Origin of the sequence: Anoxybacillus sp. B2M1 (assembly GCF_001634265.1) — a bacterium.
Classification (GTDB): domain Bacteria; phylum Bacillota; class Bacilli; order Bacillales; family Anoxybacillaceae; genus Anoxybacteroides; species Anoxybacteroides rupiense.
This window is the reverse complement of sequence record NZ_CP015435.1, coordinates 2,060,545-2,080,122: the sequence shown is the minus strand read 5'-3', so window position 1 is coordinate 2,080,122 and position 19,578 is coordinate 2,060,545. Positions and strand designations below refer to the sequence as shown.

Below are 19,578 nucleotides of genomic sequence, written 5' to 3'. Positions count from 1 at the left end.
TCTCCTAGCTTCAAGAGAAACCTGCTTTAGTATTTTTAAATGATTAAATGACAAATAAATCGACAAATTCATGTACAGGGGTAGCTGCGAGCCGGTCTTGATCGAGAGAAATGTCTAAGATGCGGTCAATCTGTTTTTTTGGAAAACGTGTTTCAAGGTTTTTCGTGTATTTTTCTAATAATTTAGGGATTGCTTCCTGGCGGCGGAAACGATGTCCGATCGGATATTCGCGGACGATTTGCCTTGTTTCGCTGCCATTCTGAAAGCGAATTTGTACGGCGTTAGCAATCGAACGCTTTTCTGGATCAAGATAGTCACGGCTGTATTGTTTATTTTCGATAACGGTCATTTTCTCGCGAAGGGCATCGATTCTTGGGTCTTGCGCGATTTCGTCTTCATAGTGATCAGCCGTTAAATTTCCGTAGATAAGACCGACCGCTGTGATGTATTGAAGGCAATGGTCGCGATCGGCAGGATTATGCAATGGCCCGGTTTTATCAATAATGCGGATGGCTGATTCATGGGTTGTAATGATAATCTCCTCAATTTCGTCCAGGCGATCCTTCACTTCAGGATGGAGCTCAATGGCGCACTCGACTGCTGTTTGGGCATGGAACTCAGCAGGATAAGAAATTTTGAAAAGAACATTCTCCATTACATATGATCCAAGAGAACGAGCAAGCTTCAACTTTTGCCCTTTGAATAGCACATCTTCAAATCCCCAATTTGGTGCGGAAAGAGCAGTTGGATATCCCATTTCACCTGTTAAAGACATGAGTGCAAGACGAACAGCTCGACTTGTTGCATCTCCAGCAGCCCACGATTTTCGCGATCCTGTATTTGGGGCGTGACGATATGTACGCAGGCTGGAGTTATCGAGCCAAGCATTCGATAGGGCATTGATTATTTCTTCGCGTCCCCCGCCGAAAAGCTTGGTGACAACAGCTGTCGACGCCACTTTAACGAAGAGTACATGGTCTAATCCTACGCGATTTAAACTATTTTCCAGTGCAAGCACTCCTTGAATTTCATGGGCCTGAATCATCGCTTTCAGCACATCGCTCATGTTCAGCGGCTTTTTTGCTTGCGAAATATTGCGGCGGCTTACGTAATCGGCAGCGGCTAAGATGCCCCCGAGATTATCAGAAGGGTGTCCCCATTCCGCAGCTAGCCATGTATCATTATAGTCAAGCCAGCGAATCATGCAGCCGATATTAAATGCACCTTGGACGGGATCAAGAACAAAAGAAGTTCCGGGAATGCGGCAGCCGTTAGGAACGACGGTCCCTGGCACAATGGGGCCTAACAGTTTTGTGCATTCCGGATAGCGGAGTGCAAGAATGCCGCAGCCTAACGTGTCCAATAGGACATAGCGAGCTGTTTCGAATGCTTCATGACTTTCGATTTTTCCGTTAAGAACATAATCCGCAATTCGAACAAGCAATTCGTCTGTTTGTTGTTTTTCATTATTTTTTATTAAAACTTCACTCATGAATCTCTTCCTTTCTAGACTCCATTTATATTATGATAAAAAGAAGAGGAATTGCTGGCCCCAATTCCTCTTCGGGTGAGCGTTTAATCTGCTTTTTCAGTTCACTTGCAGGTGGCGCTCTCCGACATATTTGACGCGAGGGCGGTATAGCCGGTTATTGTTATGCTGTTCAATCACGTGGGCGCAAAGGCCGGCGGTTCGGGCACTAAAGAAAATCGGTGTGTAAAGCTCAATTGGAATACCAAGCAAATAATAGACAGGAGCAGCATAGTAATCTAGATTTGGATAGAGTCCTTTTTCTTCTCTCATAATTGTTTCTCCCGCCTCGCACATTTCGAGCAGAGTCGTGTCGCCGCGGACTTCGCTAAGCTCTTGAAGCGCCTTTTTCATAAGCAAGGCTCGTGGATCCATCTTTTTCATGTATACGCGATGACCAAATCCCATAATTCGTTCCTTATTGGCTAGCTTTTGATAGAGCAGCTGTTTGTATTTTTCTGGCGATTCCGCTTCTTTGAGCATATACATCACGGCCTCGTTGGCTCCTCCATGAAGATGCCCCTTTAACGATGACACAGCCCCTGTCAATGCTCCGTACAAATCGGCGTGGGTGGAGGAAATGACGCGCGCTGTAAATGTCGAGTTTGGCAGCTCATGCTCAATATAAGCGATGAGCGAACGGTAAAATATTTCCACTTCCAGCTCGCTTGGTTGCTTCCCTGTCAGCATATATAGAAAATTGGCGCTGTAAGAGAGTTCTTGGTGCGATGGAACGACTGGCTGGTTATGCAACAAGCGATGGCTGCTTGCAATAATGGCAGGTACTTGAGCCAAAAGCTTAATCGCTTTTTCTTTATTAGCCGCTTCTGTTCGTTCATCGAGATGTGGGTCAAAGCTGGCTAAAACGGAAATACCGGTTCGCAGTGCATCCATCGGATGGGTAGTTTGCGGCAGCTGCTTCAAAATTTTCACCAGTTCTTGCGGCAGTGTTCTTTGTGTGTGAAGCTGCATTTCAAAGCGCTCTTTTTCTGGCTGTGACGGTAGTTTTCCTTCAATAAGCAGATGTGCTGCCTCGGTATATGTTTTGGTTTCTGCAAGCTTGATCAGATCATATCCCCGGATGACGATTTCTTCATTCTCCACATCAAGAAATGAAATTTTCGTTTCAGCCGCTATGATTTCTTCTAATCCTGGACGAAATTCCAAAAAGATCCCTCCTTAATTTAAAATCATTTGCTTTCGTCGGCCGACTCCTTGCTGAAAACAAGTTCTTGTCGTATTTCTTGATATGCTTGCTGCAAATTAGCACGGCATGATGGCTGTTCTGACAAAGGGAGGCGGACGGCAATTTCCGATTGATAATGATCGTACAGATCCATTAAAGAAACGGGTGGATGTTTTGTAAAATTGTTCATGACCGTTTGCTTAAACGCTTCCAAAAAATATTGCTTTGTTCCGAATGTGTTGTGCATGATGTCTGTCCTTTCGTTCTCAAGTTCCGATACGATTCGAATGATGGACATGCGCTTGAAGCAAATAAAAAAAGCATCTTCGCAAATGAAGATGCTGAAAAAGCGCATACGATCCCCTATGAAAAACATATACAAAAAAACATATGTTTTTCCGCTTCCTCAACACCCCCTATCCTCGTAGGTTTTTGGTGTGGACCGAATCAGGCAGGTCTCCTGGCTTATGTTCATCGCTTCCTAGCCCCTTCCCGTTGATATGTCAAGCATTCAACAGTGGTTTTGGCAGGTTGCTCCCATTTACAGTTGCGGGACAGCGTCGGATTTGCACCGAACTTCCCTTTTAAACCGGTCAAGCGCTCTTTTGCTTACCGGTACCTGATCCTAACCAACGTTATTCAATTTTCAAGTTCACTATATCATATTTTTTCTGAGACGAAAACAAAAAAATTCTTAACTTTCTAACAGGTGGCCTGGGCTGCTTCCGACAGTGTTCGATCATGAAAGTTATCTAGATATAACTTAAGGATAAAAAATGAGAAGGTGATGCTCCGATTTCGACGGTTGAGCATTCGAACAACACGGTCTACAGCTTATTGGTTGATACTTGTTACGCTTTGAAACCGGAATGCTCTTTTTGAATGATTAATCTTAATAAAAGCGATCGACTTCTGTCGAAATTAGATTTGCGCCATGAATCAGAAGACTTAATCTCCTTGACAATTTTTTCGAAGAATGATAGGGTTATTGTAAAATTTTTCTGATACTTCATGACAGGCTTAGAATGGAGGTTTGAAGCGTTTTTTTCTTGGCGAACAAGAAAATAAATGTGGGAACAGGTTCCAAAGGTGAGTCAAGACTAAATGGCCCAGTCCAAGGCTCCCTGCGGATGAAAAGGGAAGACCGGTGAGATTCCGGCACGGTCCCGCCACTGTAATAGAGGAGCTTTCCGCTTTACTGCCACTGATCAAAGATTGGGAAGGCGAGCGGAAAGCAATGATCCTTAAGTCAGGAGACCTGCCTGTTCTGACAACACTGCTTTTACCTACGGAGGATAGGGAGGTGTTCATCATGGACAAAGGGATTAATCCTTTTTTATGGCATTTCTAGCTTCCGTTGGAGCGTTAGGAATGCTTTTTTATTATTCGGAAAAAGAAATATGACGTCAAATCGCGGTGAATGCGGGGAGATGTGAGGAGAAGAGCAACTCAGCTGGAAGGATGAACGGGAAACCGAGCCATCGAATGGACAACATAGATTTCCTATCAGGCAAGTCCCGCCTAAAGATCAGGTAGAGAGTGGAAAAACGATAAAAATAAAATGATAGGAGAGAACGAGGAAATGAAATCAAGCAATCTTGGCTATCCACGTATTGGGGAAAAACGAGAGTGGAAAAAAGCATTAGAATCTTTCTGGAATGGAGAGATAGACGAAAAAATTTTTTTGGACACGATGCAGTCCATTCGGCTAAACCATATCAAAAAGCAGCGGGAAATAGGGATTGATCTTGTGCCGGTTGGCGACTTTACCCTTTATGATCATATGCTTGATACAGCGGCTATGTTTGGTTTCATTCCTGAACGTTTCGATTATCAGGGGGGAGAGGTTCCTCTCTCAGTTTATTTCGCGATGGCGCGCGGCAATGAAAAAGCACCAGCATGCGAAATGACGAAATGGTTTAACACCAATTATCATTACATTGTTCCAGAATGGAGCAAGGAACAAAGCTCCCGCCTGCATATAACAGAAAACAAACCATTAAAGGATTTTCGGGAAGCGAAGGAGAAATTAGGAGTTGAAGGAAAACCTGTTTTGATCGGACCTTATACGTTTATGAAGCTTTCCAAAGGCTATGATGAAAAGCAATTTTCCTATTTTCTATCATTGCTGCTTCCGCTTTATGAGCAAATACTAAAGGAGCTGGAGCGCGAGGGGGTAAAATGGATACAGATTGATGAACCCATTCTTGCTACTTCCTTAACCAAAAAAGAGATGGAGGAATTTGTATCTGTTTATGAGCGGTTGCCTCAAGCTGCTCCTAACTTAAAGATGATGTTGCAGACATACTTTGAGGCAGTAGACTGGTATGAAGAACTAATGAAACTTCCTGTTAGCGGGATTGGCCTTGATTTTGTTTATGGCCTAGAGAAAAATTTGCGCCATTTATCGAAGAGCGGTTTTCCAGAAGATAAAGTGCTAGCGGCAGGGGTGATTGATGGACGCAATATTTGGCGGACTGACCTGTCGGCAGCCAGCCGTCTCGTGGAAAAAATTTTGCATTCTGTCCCATCTGAACGGTTATGGCTGCAGCCATCAAATAGCTTGCTGCATGTCCCTGTTACGACAACATACGAAAAAACATTGCCTTTGAACTTGCAGCAGATGCTGGCATTTGCTGACGAAAAGCTGGAGGAGCTTGTGTATTTAACAGAACGATTCATCGATGGCCAAGGAAAGCGCGCTCATTATTATGCTCAAAATCAACAAGCGCTTCATTTATGGAAAAAGGATGCTTCAAGATATAATGCGAACGTGCACAAGGAGTGCGAGAACCTAACGAAGGCGCAGCTTGAGAGAGCATCATCCTATTTGGTACGGCAAAAGAAGCAGCAAGAAATAAGCCAGCTTCCAATATTGCCAACGACAACAATTGGCAGTTTTCCACAGACAGCAGAAGTGCGGAAAGCGCGCCAAAAGCTCAAAAAAGGCGAGTGGAGCCAGCCACAATATGAGCGCTTTATTGAAGCAGAAATTAAGAGATGGATCGACATTCAAGAAAAAATAGGATTAGATGTTTTGGTGCACGGTGAATTTGAAAGAACCGATATGGTCGAATTTTTCGCCGAAAAATTAGGGGGCTTTGCCTTTACTGAAAATGGATGGGTGCAATCATATGGTTCGCGCTGCGTTCGCCCGCCGATTATATACGGCGATGTCGAATTTTTGCAGCCGATGACGGTTAAGGAAAGTGTATACGCACAATCGTTAACAGAAAAAATAGTTAAAGGAATGCTCACAGGTCCTGTCACTATTTTAAATTGGTCATTTGTTCGTGATGATCTGCCTCGACATAAAGTAGCGGAGCAAATTGCCCTTGCGTTGCGAAACGAAATCAAAGCACTAGAGGAATCAGGAATTTCAGTCATTCAAGTGGATGAGCCCGCTTTGCTTGAGGGACTTCCTCTAAAAGAAGAAAAGAAGCAGGAATATTTAGAGTGGGCTGTACGGATGTTTCGTGTAGCCACTTCCATTGTAAAGGATGAGACGCAAATTCATACTCATATGTGCTATTGTGATTTTTCGTCTTATCTGCCTGTCATCAATCAAATGGATGCAGATGTAATTTCAATTGAAACATCCAGAAGCCATGGTGAAATGATTTCTGTTTTTGAAAAAGAAACATATCCGAAAGGAATTGGATTAGGCGTTTATGATATTCATAGTCCGCGAGTTCCGTCTGTAGCGGAAATGGCGGAAATGATTGAAAGATCTCTGCAAGTCTTGAACCCGGAACAATTTTGGGTCAATCCCGATTGCGGGCTAAAAACGCGGAAAGAACAAGAGACAGTAGCCTCTTTAAAAAATATGGTGGCTGCTGCCAAGTTGGTGCGTGCGAGATTGCTGGAAGAGAAAAAAGAATGGGAGGAAGGAAAACGCTATGACGCAGTCAAAACGAGCAAGTGAGTCACGGACACTATTAACCGATTTAGTGCTCCCATCAGATACGAACCATCATCATACTATTTTTGGCGGAAAAGTTATGGCATATATTGATAAAATTGCTTGTATTGCGGCGATGAGGCATTGCCGGAAGCCGGTGGTGACAGCTTCAAGCGATTCCGTAGATTTTCTTGCTCCGATCAAGGCAGGAGAAGCCATTTATTTAGAGGCCTATGTAACATGGGCCCATCGAACATCAATGGAAGTATTTGTGAAAGTAGAGGCGGAAAATTTATTGACAGGAGAAAGGAGAGTAACAGCTCATGCCTATTTAACATTTGTTGCGTTAGATGAATCAGGAAAACCAACTTCTGTGCCAGCCGTGATCCCAGAAACAGAAGAGGAAAAACAGCAATACAGGGATGCGGAGGAACGGTATATGTTAAGGAAGAAAAGAAAGCAGAGATGGAAAATGTAAGTGAAAAAGGTGTGTCGTTCAGCAGTCAAGCGTTTATAGCCTTATATCCCATCTGGATGCACAAAATAGAGCCGATTTCGTTTCGGCTCTATCTTTTTGTTTTATGAAATAAATCTCAGTTTCTGTCATTTATCATTTTCCTCTATATGAGGATAATCATCTTATTGACATGTTAACATTATAGATACGGGGGATGCTTTTTTACAATCTGAAGATTTTTAAAGATACTACATCTTTCAGTTTTACATAATTCATTTCGGGTATATAGGGAGAGAGTGATTTGTCTTGAATTGGAGAAAATAAAAAAATCGATTCACTTTTCATATTATGTATGCTATCATTGAATTGTTTGCATGTTTAGACAAAATATTACTTAATATGACAAAATACAACAAAATCTTAGCATCATGATTTGTATATTTTGTTTAATAGTGTTAGTATAGAAGAGTTGAAGCTTGTATGTTTTATACATCTTACTCTGAAAAACTGAATATAGAAACGGCAAACTACTCGAAAGGGTAGGACGCAAAGCTAAAGGGGCTAAATCTATTGTTCAAATAGACATGCCAGCCAGTTGCCCTTCTTATGGATGAAAGTAATAAAGAAGGTTTTTGTTTTTAACTGGAATAGTATGTAAAAACTGCCCTCTTTTAATTCGATATAGAGGGCAGTTTTATTTCGTTCAGACTAATTTCCATAATAGGTCTAAAGTCAATGGTTCTAACACTAGTGTTGATGATCCATTATTTTGTTTAAAAACAGCATGATACGGCTTAATGTTGCTTTTTTGCTTCTTTCCTCAAGCCATGAACGCCGCCTGTGGACAAATGAATTGGTTCACCGAGTGTCGATGGTTCGAAAAGGGCATGCCGTTAGACTTGCTGACTATAGCAGAAAAGCGAGAAAGCCAGTACTGTTCATTGGTTTTTTGGATAATCAACATACCTGTTGTTCTAAAGTTTGTTGATCGGCGCTCAGTCACACTTTAACGTGACTGAGGCAAGTCACCGTCTTGCCTCTGACTATGGATGTTGACAGACACCATTCGTTCCATCTTGAAGTTGTATTGATATAGTCGATAGAAGCGTCTTGTTTATGCCGATTTTCTAATCTGGCCCTATCTATGACCGATTCGCTATTTCACTATGAAGGATTATATGATGTCGGCCTGAATGCTGAGAAATTCGTATCCAAACCGTAGGATATTTGTATCCGTATGTTTATACTATGTGCTTTTGTATATTGCAGTGTTCGAATGCAATGGAGGGGGAGACTAGTGGCAATAACTACACAATCCGTGAAAAGAATTATCGACGATCATTTATTTACGAATGCATTCCAACCGATCTATTATCTGCCTGGTCAAAGCATCGTTGGATATGAGAGCTTGTTGCGTTGTCCATTTGTGAAAAGCCCGGATTTACTCTTTCATGATGCACATGAGAACGGTTATTTATACGAACTTGATATGGCTTCCATTACTAATTCTATCAAGTGTTTTGCAGCTTATATCAAGGCTGCCAATACACATGACTTGTTTTTGTCGCTGAATGTGTATCCTTCGACAGTTGCAGCACCAATGTTTCTTGAAACATTGGAACAGCTAGTGCAGGCAGCTTCACTTGCTCATCAGCAAATTATTTTGGAAATTAACGAATCGGAACGAATTCAAAACTTAGATGAAATGCTGCAAAATGTGTATTTACTAAAGAAAAAAGGATTTGTCGTGGCGTTAGATGATTTAGGAAAAGGAGAATATTCGCTTCAAGCGTTGATCGAGATTGAACCGCAGGTAATCAAGCTCGACCGTTATTTTGCAAAGGATTTAGCAAAAAGCCATAAAAAGCAAAGAGCCATCTTATCCACGATGCAATTTTTTAATGAGGGAACAAAAATGATATTGGAAGGAATTGAAACAAAAGAAGACATGCAATGCGCCCAATCATTAGGCATCTATTTTGGTCAAGGGTATTATTTAGCTAAGCCGCAAGAGCTTTGAAAGTGTGGAGAGATGTCTGCGCTTTTCGGCTTATCATGACAATGTAGCTTTAGTAACAAATGTAGCAACGGATTGTTCATGTAAATGAAAATACATCTTGAAGACGGGACAATGGATCCAAAAATTTTCTACCATCAGAGACACTTTTTTAACTTGCCCTCATCACATTTGGTAGAAGGGGAGAATGACGCAAACTTCACATCCATACAACTTTTAACACGCTAGGTTACATCACTATTCATCATCTCGTTTGTCCAATTAGAAAAAACATGGCGTAATCCATGTTCCCATTGCTTGTTGTGGATCGTTTTATAGGTAAAAGAAGCCATACGAGTCTTGGAAAATCAAAATTGAAAATCATCCTTTTACTTCTTAAGGTACGAGCGTTTTGACGCGTGTGCCATTTTTTAATGAAAATGTAGGCGTATTGGTTAAATGTTCTCATGCAAAGAGAGAGGTGTGTAGGTAAGATAGCTTATGAATGGGTTTTTATGGTCCTATGAAGTCGATGGAGTATGAACAAAAAAACAGGGAGGAAAGTAAGGTTGAATGTAAATGAATTGTTGCAAAGCGTTCAAGAAGCCTATGCTTCTCTCGTTGGACTGCCGATGGTGATTATAGATTCTCAGCAAACATCATTAACCTCTATTTCAAATATCGATCCATTTTCTCAATGCCTGCTTACTTCTGAGAGGGAAGAAATAAAACAAGTGATGCGGCAACGATGGAAATCTTATTTGCAGCTGACCGCTCCGGCCATGATTGATCTAACATTTCAAGGAGTAAAGGGATTGGTTGCGCCTGTTGTTGTAGGAGGACAGTCGCAAGCATTAATTTGGGCTGGGCCATTTGTTATACAAAATAGAAAGGCACAAATTAATGAGACGGAAGACGGGACAAAACAGAAAAAGTTTTCGGCGAACACGCCTGCGCATTCACTGTCCAGCATTCGTTCCAAGCTCTATATGATGGGAAAAATGGCCTCTGTTTGCGCTAAGTTACTCGAAAATGAGCTGCTGAAACAGGAATATCGCAAGCCGGTTAGATTGCTGCAACGTGCTGTGAAATCGAATTCTTTTCCATCGATACCGATCCAAACATATTTACGCATGCTTCAACAGCTCCACCCATCTATTCATATCACAGCTTATGCGAAGCGTATGAACCGTCAACGTTTTGTGATCCAGAAATTCGTAAGTCAAGAGGAAAAACAAAGCTGGCTGCAACCTGTTTATACGATACATCATCCGATCATCCACCGCCTGATTCAAGAAGGGGAGCCGTTATATTTAGAAAACATATCAGCGAAGCTTAAACTTGGCGATTGGACCGACCGCAATGAGTTAAAAACGCTGTTTGTTTATCCAATTAAGCAAAATGGAATCGTATCAGGAGCCATTTTTGTTGGAAGTAAAGAAAAAATACGATTTTCTAAAGAAATTAAAGAAAAAGGTTATTTGCTTGTGAAATTAATGGAAGCATGTTTATCCCACGAACAGCTGGTATGCACGAAACAACGCTTTCTTGGCTTAAAAAAGCTAAATGAACTAAGCGCATCAATGAGCGAAAAAGAACATAGCGATGAAATACTGCAGCTAGCTGCGAATGCCGCGCTTGACTTAATGGATGGCGAGCAAAGTGTCATTGTCCTTCAGCAGTATAATGAACAAAAAATCATTGCTGATTCTCAAACTTCACACAAAAAAAGCGATGTATCTTATTACCTTGAATATGTAAGGAAGCATTATTTGCACAATGAGCCAATGCACGCTTGTATGGTACCGCGCTCGATCGAAATGGGACGGATGATGGTCATTGAGTGTCCATTTTATATTAACAAGCATGTTCAAGGGGTGTTTGCTATATATGTCACGCAGCACGAACAGATAGAAGAGAGGGAAGTCTGCCTTGCTTTACTGACAAACATGATGGCCATTCATTTACAAAAATTGCTCCCATCTTCTGAAGACAAATCGTTAAGTGTTGATCAAGCGGTGTTTTCCCAAGTGCTAACGCCAAGAGAGCTGGATGTACTCAAATATGTTGTAGAAGGGCTAAGCAATCGTGATATTGCGGAACAACTATATATTAGTATACATACGGTTAAAAATCACATCACGAATATTTTTAGAAAATTAGAAGTAAAAGATCGTTCCCAACTCATTGCAAAGGTTTATCAGCTAAATTTTGAAAAAAACATTCTTTAAGATGGAGAGCCACCATATAGTATCTATAAAAGGATTTAGTAAATGTATTGATGAAATGATGTAGCGGTGCAAAGAAGTGCATCGGTTTTGTGATTAGAATGAACAGACCAAGGTGACATTTGTACGATCATAGATTGTAAAAAAATGTCGATTTTTCTTCATGGATAAAAAAATAGAGGAGCATTTTGGAAGTTTTTGTATATTCTAAAGAAAAAAGGAATCATGTAATAGGTAGTAATGAAGAAAATCAAAGCATGTACAAGCTCCTTTTTTCATCGCAAGATTCACGGGATAACTTGCATATAGCTGACAGGAGGCTTTTTTGTAGAGCGGGGATATGGGGAAATGGCAGATGGTGAATGTTTGAAAATAAGATGAGGCTGGCAAGTACCAGAAGGTCAGAAGGTGAACAAAATGAAAACGTACCGTGTATGCTGGAATTCGTTCGTAGAGGACGGAAGCGTTTTGCAAGGAAGAAGCCTTGTATATGCTCATTCGCCAGAAGAGGCGATAAAGCAAGTCATTACAAAAAAAATGAAAGAATATCGTCTGCGCCCGGAATGGATGAGAATTGAATCCGTTTTAGAACTACAAGATTTACATGAAAGCGAAAATGGAACTGACGATTAATCATGAAGAAGAAATGGAACCCATAGTACTAGTGGAGCGTTACATGATCGATATCGATTGGTGATCCGCTTTCGAGAGTCGGGCGATTGAACCACACTGATCCCAAACAAATGAGGGATGTTAAAATGGTTGTAGACAAAGTCCATGGGGACTTTGTCTACAACCTGATTGCTTCTGTTTTTTAAAAGCAGTTTCTATTTGTTTCGTCTTTGACTTTGACGAATTCCGGAAGCAGCTGCGCGTGCTTCAGCTTCTAAATCTTCATGATCGGCAAATTCACGTGAATATTCAACATCTAAACCATCCGATTTGAGCTGTTTTGGAACTTGTGGAAGAGATGCTTTGTTTTTGTCGCGTGTGCGTTGTCCTCGAGATCTGCCCATAACAACTGCCCCCTTCATAGCTAGGATGAATCAATCTTGATTCATGTTTAGGATGACACAGCGCGGAAAAAGTATAAGTAGTACATAAGTGTTGATGATCCATTATTTTACTAAAAAATACAGGATGGTCTCGTTTCTGCCTTCTTTTCTCAGACAAAAACGCCAGAAGGCCCATTCATTTGCCCGCTGGCGTTCCTAAGCATCAAACGATGTCAAATGGTTGTTATTAGGATCATCAACACAGCTGTCAATAGCAGGATTGGATTAATGACGGGCTTTTTTCGCTGTATAGCCCCCGGCTCGATCAGCCAATTTGAACTCGCGTGAATAGATCACTTCTTGAGCGCTAGACAGGGTGTTTTTTGTTTTTTCGCGTTTTCGTTTCTCATTCATCGTTTCGCCCTCGCTTTACGGCAGTTTTTTCATTGTTATTTTTCCCTATCCGCCTTCATTTTATGCAAAAAAAGGAACTGCTCAGCCAACTGTGAGAGTTCCTCTTTGTCTACGCTTCTTTTCTTTGCTGTTCTTCTTCTAAAAGCAGAGGACAGCGCATCGTATAAAGCGTGTAGTTATCTTTTGAAATTTCGTATAAATGATAGATATCCTTACCTTGGTTGATTTCGTCAAATAAGCTTTTCCTTGTTTCATTTGCTAATGTGACATAAGGGAGTTTTTCGGCTGCTTTTATCGAGCGGACATTCACTTTGCGAATTCTCATAAAAATGGTTTGAATAGAAAGTTCATAAAATAATTCGTTAAAGAATGCCTGCTTTGCTTGTTGATTGTAACCTTGGCCGTGATAAGGCTTGCCTAGCCATGTTCCTAAAAATCCTGCTCCATCTTGAACATCGAACAAGCTAATCGTGCCGATCGGATTGCCCCATTCATCTAAAATGGTCCGCGAAATGAGCTCACCGCGCTCTTCGGCTTCGATGGTTTGTTTAGTAATAAAGAGAAATTCCTCATAGGAATGGGCTTTTTGGCGCACAAAAGGGAAGACCTCAGGGTGCACCATTAGTTCGTAAAGAGCTTGACAATCCTGCAATTCACGTTTTTTTAACATTGCATTTCCCTCCTGTTTTGAGGGCAGCTTACACGTGGGAAACCACCCTCGAAATTTTTTAATGTATTTCAATCAAAAAATTTCGGGGTGGGAATCGAACCCACTAGAACCAGCATCTCGGCTGGTGGCGCACCATTTGCCTTCCCTTGATTTGAAGCGTCATTATCTAATTGTAGGTCCATTTTTCATGTAATGGCTTCCTTCATCATACATGATTATGTGTAAAAAGGAAATAGCTTTTTTGTTAATTTTTTGTGTATATCATTTCCCCATTTACCATGGTGAAAATAGGTTTTGCCAAGTAGTGGAACGGATGGGCATTCCATAGAACAAGATCCGCGTCTTTACCAACCTCTAGGCTGCCGATGCGGTCATCCACTCCTAAATTGCGTGCTGGAAGAATCGTGATTCCTTCGATTGCTTTTTGCTCTTCCAGTCCCTCACGGACAGCGACGGAAGCACAAATATTTAAATATTGAATAGGCGTATAGGGATGATCGGTTGTTATTGACACTTCGACACCAGCATCATGAAGAATTTTATATGTCATCCAGCTTTTATTTGTCAGTTCGACCTTTGAGCGGCGTGTCAAGGTTGGCCCGACCGATACTTTTAATTTTTTCTCACCTAATTCTTTGGCGATAAAGTGTCCTTCTGTGCAATGCTCAATACGTAAATCGAGATGAAACTCTTCTGCGAAGCGGATAGCGGAAATAATGTCATCAGCTCTATGAGCATGAATGCGTACAGGGATTTCTCGTTTGAGTGCACGAACAATTGGGGCCGTGCGCAAATCTTCAGGATGAGTGCAATATTTTGCTTTATAAAAGGTTTCACGAAGCATTCCCATAATGCCCATGCGGGTAATGGATGCTTCGCTGCCATTGCTGTGGATGCGCTTTGGATTTTCCCCGAGCGCAATTTTTAAACCGGCCGTTTCTTTTATTAACATGCGAGAAACGTTTGTTCCATATGTTTTAATAACGGAAGTCGTTCCGCCGATCACATTGGCGCTGCCCGGCATAATGTGAACGGCTGTAATCCCATGAGAAATGGCATCGCGGAAGCCGGGATCAAAAGGATAGACGCTATCGATCGCTCGAATATGAGGTGTCATCATTTCGATCGTTTCATTGGCATCGTTTCCTGCCCAGCCTGTTCCTTCGTCATACAAGCCAAGATGTGTATGAACATCAATGAAACCAGGAAATAAATGCTTTTCTCCACAATCAATCACTTCTGTTTGTTCATCAGGACATAATTGATAGCCGATTGCTTTGATTCTTCCATTTTCTATAAGTAAATCTGCCTGATGCATCGTCGCACTTGTGATAGGATGAATCGTTGCATTGGTTAATAATCGTTTTTTCATCGCCAACTCCCTTGTTGTCCGTGTCTGATCTGTTCTTTAAGCACGGGTTTGTGATGAAGAATTCCAAAACTTCAGACGGAGCGATCACTTGAGTGTTATCGCCATCGATAAAGAATCATGGCCGTATAACTAAAAGGTGGAGCAGTTACCCTGTTGACGGGCAGAGGCAATTTGAGACTTGCGTTTATCAAACGGATGTGTAAAAAGATTGAAGATCCATCCATGGATCTCGTCATTCCACTATTGAAAAACGGCAAGAATCTCATATGAAAGAGCCAAATGTTCCAAAGCTATATTCTGATGATAGGAAATAGCTACGACAGTCTTCGCTTATGATTCGCCGCTGTCTTTGAATAGATGGAGCAGTGCCGTGTCAAGAGAAGGAAAAGAAAACGAAAATCCTGATTCTTGTAGCTTTTTGGGAATGACTCGTTGACCTTCTAATACGAGGCTGCTCTTTTCTCCTAAAAGCAATCGCAGCATTGGTTCGGAAATAGGCAACCAATGAGGGCGCTTTAGAACGAAAGCTATTGTTTTCCCTAATTCATCCATCGTAACAGGAGACGGTGCTGTTAGATTGACAGGTCCGACAAGCTGTTCATGGGTTAGCATATATTCGATGGCTCGAACAACATCCTCTATATGGATCCATGAGACCCATTGCTTCCCCGATCCGATTGTTCCGCCCATCCAGCAGCGATATGGTAACGCTATTTTTCCAAGCGCTCCTCCGTTTTTGCCGATAATGATGCCAAAACGAGCAAAAATGGTACGAGTTCCGAGTATTTGGGCCTGACTTGCTTCCTTTTCCCATTTCTTGACGGTTTGCGCAAGAAAATCGTTTCCAATCGTTTCCGTGTTTTCGGTGAATGTATCGGTGAAGGAAGTTCCGTAAATGCCGATCGCGCTAGCGTTAATAAAAACACGAGGGAGAGAAGGCAAAAGGCGCATAAAACGAATGATTTCTTTCGTGGAAGCTAATCGGCTTTGGACGATTCGCTCTTTTCGTTTTTTTGTCCATCTTCCGCTGTTAATGGACTCTCCAGCCAAGTTAATGATCGCATCAAGTGAGGGAAGCGCGGCTTCTGGGCGGCTTTTAGATATCATCCATTGTATATAATGGACATTTGGCAACGAAGATGTGGGAGGAGTTCTTCTTGTCAAAATGTATAATTCATGATTCTTTTGCTGTAAGTAATGTGTGAGCGCTTTCCCAACAAAACCGGTTCCTCCAGCAATTGCAATGTTCAATTCATCCACCTCTTTTCTTTTTTACATAGTTCGCTTTATCGATGCTTGATTCCTTTTTTGATATCATAAATGATGGAGGGTTGATCATGCTTATTATTAAGATTGAGGTGCAGCAAGAAAACCGGGAACGTTTGATGATTCATGCACTTAAGGAAAATGGAGAACGCTTCTCGTTTAGTGTGGATCAAAATGTGCTGATTGAGTTTCGGCTGAAAAAAGGAATGGAAGTGGATGAATTTACATTTCAAGAAATAGTATATGCAGATGAAGTGAAAAAAGCATATCAAATAGCGCTTCATTTTCTTTCGTATCGCATGCGTTCTGAACAAGAAGTGGTCAATCATTTAAAGAAAAAAGGGAAAACGGAAGCCGTTATCCGCGACGTGCTACATGAATTAAGGAAACATCAATATGTAAATGACGAAGAGTTTGCGCACGCTTATGTCCAAACACAAATAAAAACCACTTTAAAGGGGCCGGCCGTTATTCGCAGAGAGCTTGAAGGCTTGGGGATTGCAGAAGACCTCATTGAACAGGCCTTGTTGTTATTGACAGAGGATCGCCAGCTAGAAGCCGCCAAAAAGCTATATGAAAAAGCGATGAAACAGACCAAGCATCGTTCTGCTTATGAATGGAAGCAATATATTGAACAGCTATTGCAGCGCAAAGGATTTCCACGATGGATGGCTCAAAAAATAGCGGATGAGCATGCACAAGCTCCAGACGAAGCAAAAGAATGGGAGGCGCTTGAGCACCATGCGCGGAAGGCCCATCGTCGTTATCAGGCTTATAATGGTTTGATATATGACCAAAAAATGAAGCAAGCGCTATATCGAAAAGGTTTTTCGCTTGAAAAAATTAATGAAATGCTAAATAAGCTAAAAGAAGAGGAAAATCAATGAAGGAGAAATAAGCCTATGTTTTATCTGTGGGGCTCGGCGTGCATGAGATGCAACAGATCTCTCAACATTTGTTTCCACGCGAGCGGTCGACGGTCGGGCGATTAAACACCGACCGTCGAAAAAAATGAGATTCTGCTTTTGAAGCGGCCATCAGTCCCAACTTCTTATGGCATCTGTAAAAAACGATATGAGCGGGCATTTAAGTCGACTAGGAAACGATGAAAGCCATGGGATGGCGTTGGAAAATTCATTGATTTATCGCAACGCTCTTATGCAGCTTCCCCCTTCATGAATAAAACCAGCTGGAGCGATATATTTTGCTGACGTGATCAGAAGCCAATGTTCCACCGGCATATGAAATGGGGATGTGACGATCACTGATATGGATGGCTATAACAACTTATTCGATTCAATGATCATTTCAGCCTGTCCATTTTCATTTTGAATAATATACTCAGCGATTTGTTCAGGAGGAAGAAGGCGGGAACGGTCTTGAATATGATCGGTTCCTTCCCAAAAAGGCGTGTCCATTCCTCCCATGTATACGGCTGTTATAGAAATAGGAGTGTTCTCAAGCTCTTTAACAAGACTTTCAGTAAATCCGCGAACCGCAAATTTAGTGGCTACATAAACAGATTCATTTACTTTTCCTCGCAGTCCAGCTGTCGAGATGATATTGATGATTTTTGCTTTAGGCAATGTTTGAAAATAGGGAAGAAAAGCTTTTGTCATATAAATGGTTCCGCAAACATTCGTTTCGATCATTTCATGAATTTGTTCGCATGTGAGGGAAGCGAGAGAACCAAAATGCCCGATTCCAGCGTTATTAATTAGACACCCTATTTTATGCTGCTGGATGATTTGTGCTGATACTTGGCAAACGTCTTCATAGCTTCGGATATCTAATGTGTAAATAAATGCTTGGCCTTCATTTGCTTCAATTTCTTGTTTAACGGCGAAAAGAGGGGACTCTCGTCTGCCAACTAAAATGATGGGATACCCTTTCTTAGCGTATTTCAAAGCTAGTTGCTTTCCTAGGCCTGTTCCTGCCCCTGTAATGACGATTGCTTCCATATGCTTATCCTCCGTTGACTGATGTTCTTTATCCATCGTGGCTTGAATAATGGCTTTATAGCCTATCGGTTCATCCATGTATACAACTTGAAAATCATAACAGGTTTTTATTAGGAGATCAAGATGTCCAAGTTATACTATAATGAAAAGCGAGGAGGAATGAAAGATGATGCAAAAACGGTATAGCGAGATGACAGAATATGAGCTGAAGCAAGAAATAGCCGCACTGACGGAAAAGGCGCGCAAAGCAGAACAAATGGGAATGGTGAATGAATTAGCGGTTTATGAGCGGAAAATCGCTATGGCAAAGGCGTATTTATTGAATCCAGAGGATTTTCAGCCCGGAGATATATATGAAATTGATGGAGATCCTGGCTCTTTTTTTAAAATTCGTTATTTAAACGGAGTGTTTGCATGGGGATACCGATTGAATGGTGATGGTGAAGAGGAGGCTTTGCCGATTTCTTTGTTAATGAAGGCGTAACAGCCAGAGATATGAAAGCTCTCTGGCTGTTACGCAAGCTTACGATTGTTTTCTTGTTTGTCGTTCTAAAATCATTAAATCGACGGTTTGTTGCGTTTCGCCATTAACTTGGGAGTGGGCATGCTTTGGGTTCGCCCATGGTTGCTGAAACGGATTGGAATAAAGGTTATTGTAAAATTTTTTTCGAGAATGACGATTCACGATCCGGCACCTCCTGTATAGACGCCTAAGCCGGAAAAATTCGTCATGGACGTCTATAGATACATTCAGGGTAAAAAACTTGACATAAGCAAGACATGGAAACGGATGAAAAACGATGGACGTCATTAAATAAGTGTAAGACGTTATTCATCCCGATGATTTGAAGCGCTCATGCGTTCCTGCGGATGAGTATTAATTGTGCCGTTTGCGCGCTTAGAAGCGTATTCTGCCTTGGCACGAGGTTCGCCTTCTAATTTGTTATGATTTTGGTTAGGGAAGTTGCGATCTTTATTGCGCATGACTTTGTTTCCCCTTTCGTCATTCCTGTTTGTGTTGTTTGCCAACACATTTTTAGTATAGCGAATTGTCGACATGTTATGTGTTCAAATCTTGGCAGGAAAGGAGAGAAAAACGATGACAATGAACGAATATTTTGAGCGGCTGACAAAGGAGTTGCTCGACCAAAATGATGCGCTGGCATATGCACAAGCACGAACGTGGGTAGAGCTATTATGGGAGGATTTTGAAGCTACTTATGCGCGTGCAGGTTATTCCTATAAGGGAAAAGAATTAACAGAAAGAGTGGTTCGACAATGGATTAGGCAATATGGTGCCAAGCTCCATGAATTCAAGGCCACAAATCCTAAGTACAAGCATTTACTAAACCGAGACGACTATTTAAAGCACTAAATAGGTGGTTGGTGGTGTCACTTTCATCCTGTGTCGCTGACCTTGTTTGTCCGCTTAAAACGTTTTGGTTCGATTTGCGTCGTCAGGCTGCATTCCTTGCCTGCCAAGCGTTTTCAAGCCGGTCTGATGTGCAGCCAGCACAAGATAACGAGGACGTTAAAATGATTGTAGACAAAGCCCATTTGACTTTGTCTACAACGTGAAGCGATTGTGGGGATTTCAATCACTT

At 41.6% G+C, this 19,578-nt stretch carries 20 protein-coding genes and 3 riboswitches; of the genes, 9 read left to right on the top strand and 11 right to left on the bottom strand.

Annotated features, from left to right (window positions below; genetic code table 11):
• Positions 1-43 precede the first annotated feature (43 nt).
• From GFC28_RS10115 to GFC28_RS10105, 3 genes are all read right to left on the bottom strand, one after another.
• On the bottom strand, positions 44-1,492 hold the full coding sequence (locus tag GFC28_RS10115; protein ID WP_044741755.1) for a bifunctional 2-methylcitrate dehydratase/aconitate hydratase: 1,449 nt from the start codon (positions 1,490-1,492) through the stop codon (positions 44-46).
• Between the two features lie 96 nt (positions 1,493-1,588).
• Positions 1,589-2,695, bottom strand: coding sequence for a citrate synthase (gene mmgD / locus GFC28_RS10110; RefSeq protein WP_082063433.1), 1,107 nt, complete (start codon positions 2,693-2,695; stop codon positions 1,589-1,591).
• A gap of 23 nt (positions 2,696-2,718) precedes the next feature.
• The gene (locus GFC28_RS10105) at positions 2,719-2,961 is read right to left on the bottom strand and encodes a hypothetical protein (RefSeq protein WP_139788057.1); all 243 of its coding nucleotides are present in this window, start codon (positions 2,959-2,961) and stop codon (positions 2,719-2,721) included.
• A 186-nt stretch (positions 2,962-3,147) separates the two neighbouring features.
• A riboswitch (cobalamin riboswitch) is annotated at positions 3,148-3,352 on the bottom strand.
• 461 nt (positions 3,353-3,813) lie between these two features.
• A riboswitch (cobalamin riboswitch) is annotated at positions 3,814-3,994 on the top strand.
• A 302-nt stretch (positions 3,995-4,296) separates the two neighbouring features.
• Here GFC28_RS10105 and metE point away from each other — a divergent pair.
• From metE to GFC28_RS10080, 5 genes are all read left to right on the top strand, one after another.
• Complete coding sequence (gene metE, locus GFC28_RS10100) at positions 4,297-6,639, top strand: 5-methyltetrahydropteroyltriglutamate--homocysteine S-methyltransferase (protein ID WP_044741751.1); 2,343 nt, start codon at positions 4,297-4,299, stop codon at positions 6,637-6,639.
• On the top strand, positions 6,614-7,093 hold the full coding sequence (locus tag GFC28_RS10095; RefSeq protein WP_044741750.1) for an acyl-CoA thioesterase: 480 nt from the start codon (positions 6,614-6,616) through the stop codon (positions 7,091-7,093). The genes metE and GFC28_RS10095 overlap by 26 nt, the downstream gene beginning before the upstream one ends.
• A gap of 490 nt (positions 7,094-7,583) precedes the next feature.
• A riboswitch (cyclic di-GMP riboswitch) is annotated at positions 7,584-7,675 on the top strand.
• A gap of 694 nt (positions 7,676-8,369) precedes the next feature.
• Positions 8,370-9,092 (top strand): EAL domain-containing protein, encoded by a 723-nt coding sequence (locus tag GFC28_RS10090; protein WP_159719342.1) that lies wholly within the window; start codon positions 8,370-8,372, stop codon positions 9,090-9,092.
• Between the two features lie 545 nt (positions 9,093-9,637).
• On the top strand, positions 9,638-11,299 hold the full coding sequence (locus tag GFC28_RS20050; protein WP_052660904.1) for a LuxR family transcriptional regulator: 1,662 nt from the start codon (positions 9,638-9,640) through the stop codon (positions 11,297-11,299).
• 405 nt (positions 11,300-11,704) lie between these two features.
• A complete protein-coding gene (locus tag GFC28_RS10080) occupies positions 11,705-11,929 on the top strand; it encodes a hypothetical protein (RefSeq protein WP_139788056.1) in 225 nt (74 codons plus the stop codon).
• A gap of 194 nt (positions 11,930-12,123) precedes the next feature.
• Here the strand turns inward: GFC28_RS10080 and GFC28_RS10075 are convergent, their stop codons facing one another.
• From GFC28_RS10075 to GFC28_RS10060, 5 genes are all read right to left on the bottom strand, one after another.
• Positions 12,124-12,312 (bottom strand): YfhD family protein, encoded by a 189-nt coding sequence (locus GFC28_RS10075; protein WP_044741748.1) that lies wholly within the window; start codon positions 12,310-12,312, stop codon positions 12,124-12,126.
• A gap of 264 nt (positions 12,313-12,576) precedes the next feature.
• Positions 12,577-12,705 (bottom strand): YfhE family protein, encoded by a 129-nt coding sequence (locus tag GFC28_RS18860; protein WP_080860125.1) that lies wholly within the window; start codon positions 12,703-12,705, stop codon positions 12,577-12,579.
• Positions 12,706-12,814: 109 nt separating this feature from the next.
• A complete protein-coding gene (locus GFC28_RS10070; RefSeq protein WP_044741747.1) occupies positions 12,815-13,375 on the bottom strand; it encodes a GNAT family N-acetyltransferase in 561 nt (186 codons plus the stop codon).
• Between the two features lie 244 nt (positions 13,376-13,619).
• A complete protein-coding gene (locus GFC28_RS10065; protein WP_044741746.1) occupies positions 13,620-14,747 on the bottom strand; it encodes an amidohydrolase in 1,128 nt (375 codons plus the stop codon).
• A 330-nt stretch (positions 14,748-15,077) separates the two neighbouring features.
• A complete protein-coding gene (locus tag GFC28_RS10060; protein WP_044741745.1) occupies positions 15,078-15,998 on the bottom strand; it encodes a TIGR01777 family oxidoreductase in 921 nt (306 codons plus the stop codon).
• Positions 15,999-16,081: 83 nt separating this feature from the next.
• Between GFC28_RS10060 and recX the strand changes: the two genes are divergently transcribed.
• Positions 16,082-16,900: a recombination regulator RecX gene (recX, locus tag GFC28_RS10055; RefSeq protein ID WP_044741779.1), complete on the top strand. Its 819-nt coding sequence runs from the start codon at positions 16,082-16,084 to the stop codon at positions 16,898-16,900.
• A gap of 390 nt (positions 16,901-17,290) precedes the next feature.
• Here recX and GFC28_RS10050 read toward each other — a convergent pair whose 3' ends face one another.
• On the bottom strand, positions 17,291-17,974 hold the full coding sequence (locus tag GFC28_RS10050; RefSeq protein WP_044741778.1) for an SDR family NAD(P)-dependent oxidoreductase: 684 nt from the start codon (positions 17,972-17,974) through the stop codon (positions 17,291-17,293).
• A gap of 166 nt (positions 17,975-18,140) precedes the next feature.
• Between GFC28_RS10050 and GFC28_RS10045 the strand changes: the two genes are divergently transcribed.
• On the top strand, positions 18,141-18,458 hold the full coding sequence (locus tag GFC28_RS10045) for a YfhH family protein (protein ID WP_044741744.1): 318 nt from the start codon (positions 18,141-18,143) through the stop codon (positions 18,456-18,458).
• Positions 18,459-18,497: 39 nt separating this feature from the next.
• Here GFC28_RS10045 and GFC28_RS18855 read toward each other — a convergent pair whose 3' ends face one another.
• On the bottom strand, positions 18,498-18,659 hold the full coding sequence (locus GFC28_RS18855; protein WP_080860116.1) for a YpzG family protein: 162 nt from the start codon (positions 18,657-18,659) through the stop codon (positions 18,498-18,500).
• A gap of 143 nt (positions 18,660-18,802) precedes the next feature.
• Positions 18,803-18,958, bottom strand: a complete 156-nt coding sequence (locus tag GFC28_RS10040; protein WP_044741743.1) for a small, acid-soluble spore protein K — start codon at positions 18,956-18,958, stop codon at positions 18,803-18,805.
• A gap of 121 nt (positions 18,959-19,079) precedes the next feature.
• Here GFC28_RS10040 and GFC28_RS10035 point away from each other — a divergent pair, with 121 nt between their 5' ends.
• A complete protein-coding gene (locus GFC28_RS10035) occupies positions 19,080-19,349 on the top strand; it encodes a YfhJ family protein (RefSeq protein WP_044741777.1) in 270 nt (89 codons plus the stop codon).
• Between the two features lie 14 nt (positions 19,350-19,363).
• Positions 19,364-19,552 carry a hypothetical protein gene (locus GFC28_RS10030; protein ID WP_066329611.1) on the top strand — a complete coding sequence of 63 codons (189 nt, stop codon included), beginning with the start codon at positions 19,364-19,366 and terminating at the stop codon, positions 19,550-19,552.
• Positions 19,553-19,578 lie beyond the last annotated feature (26 nt).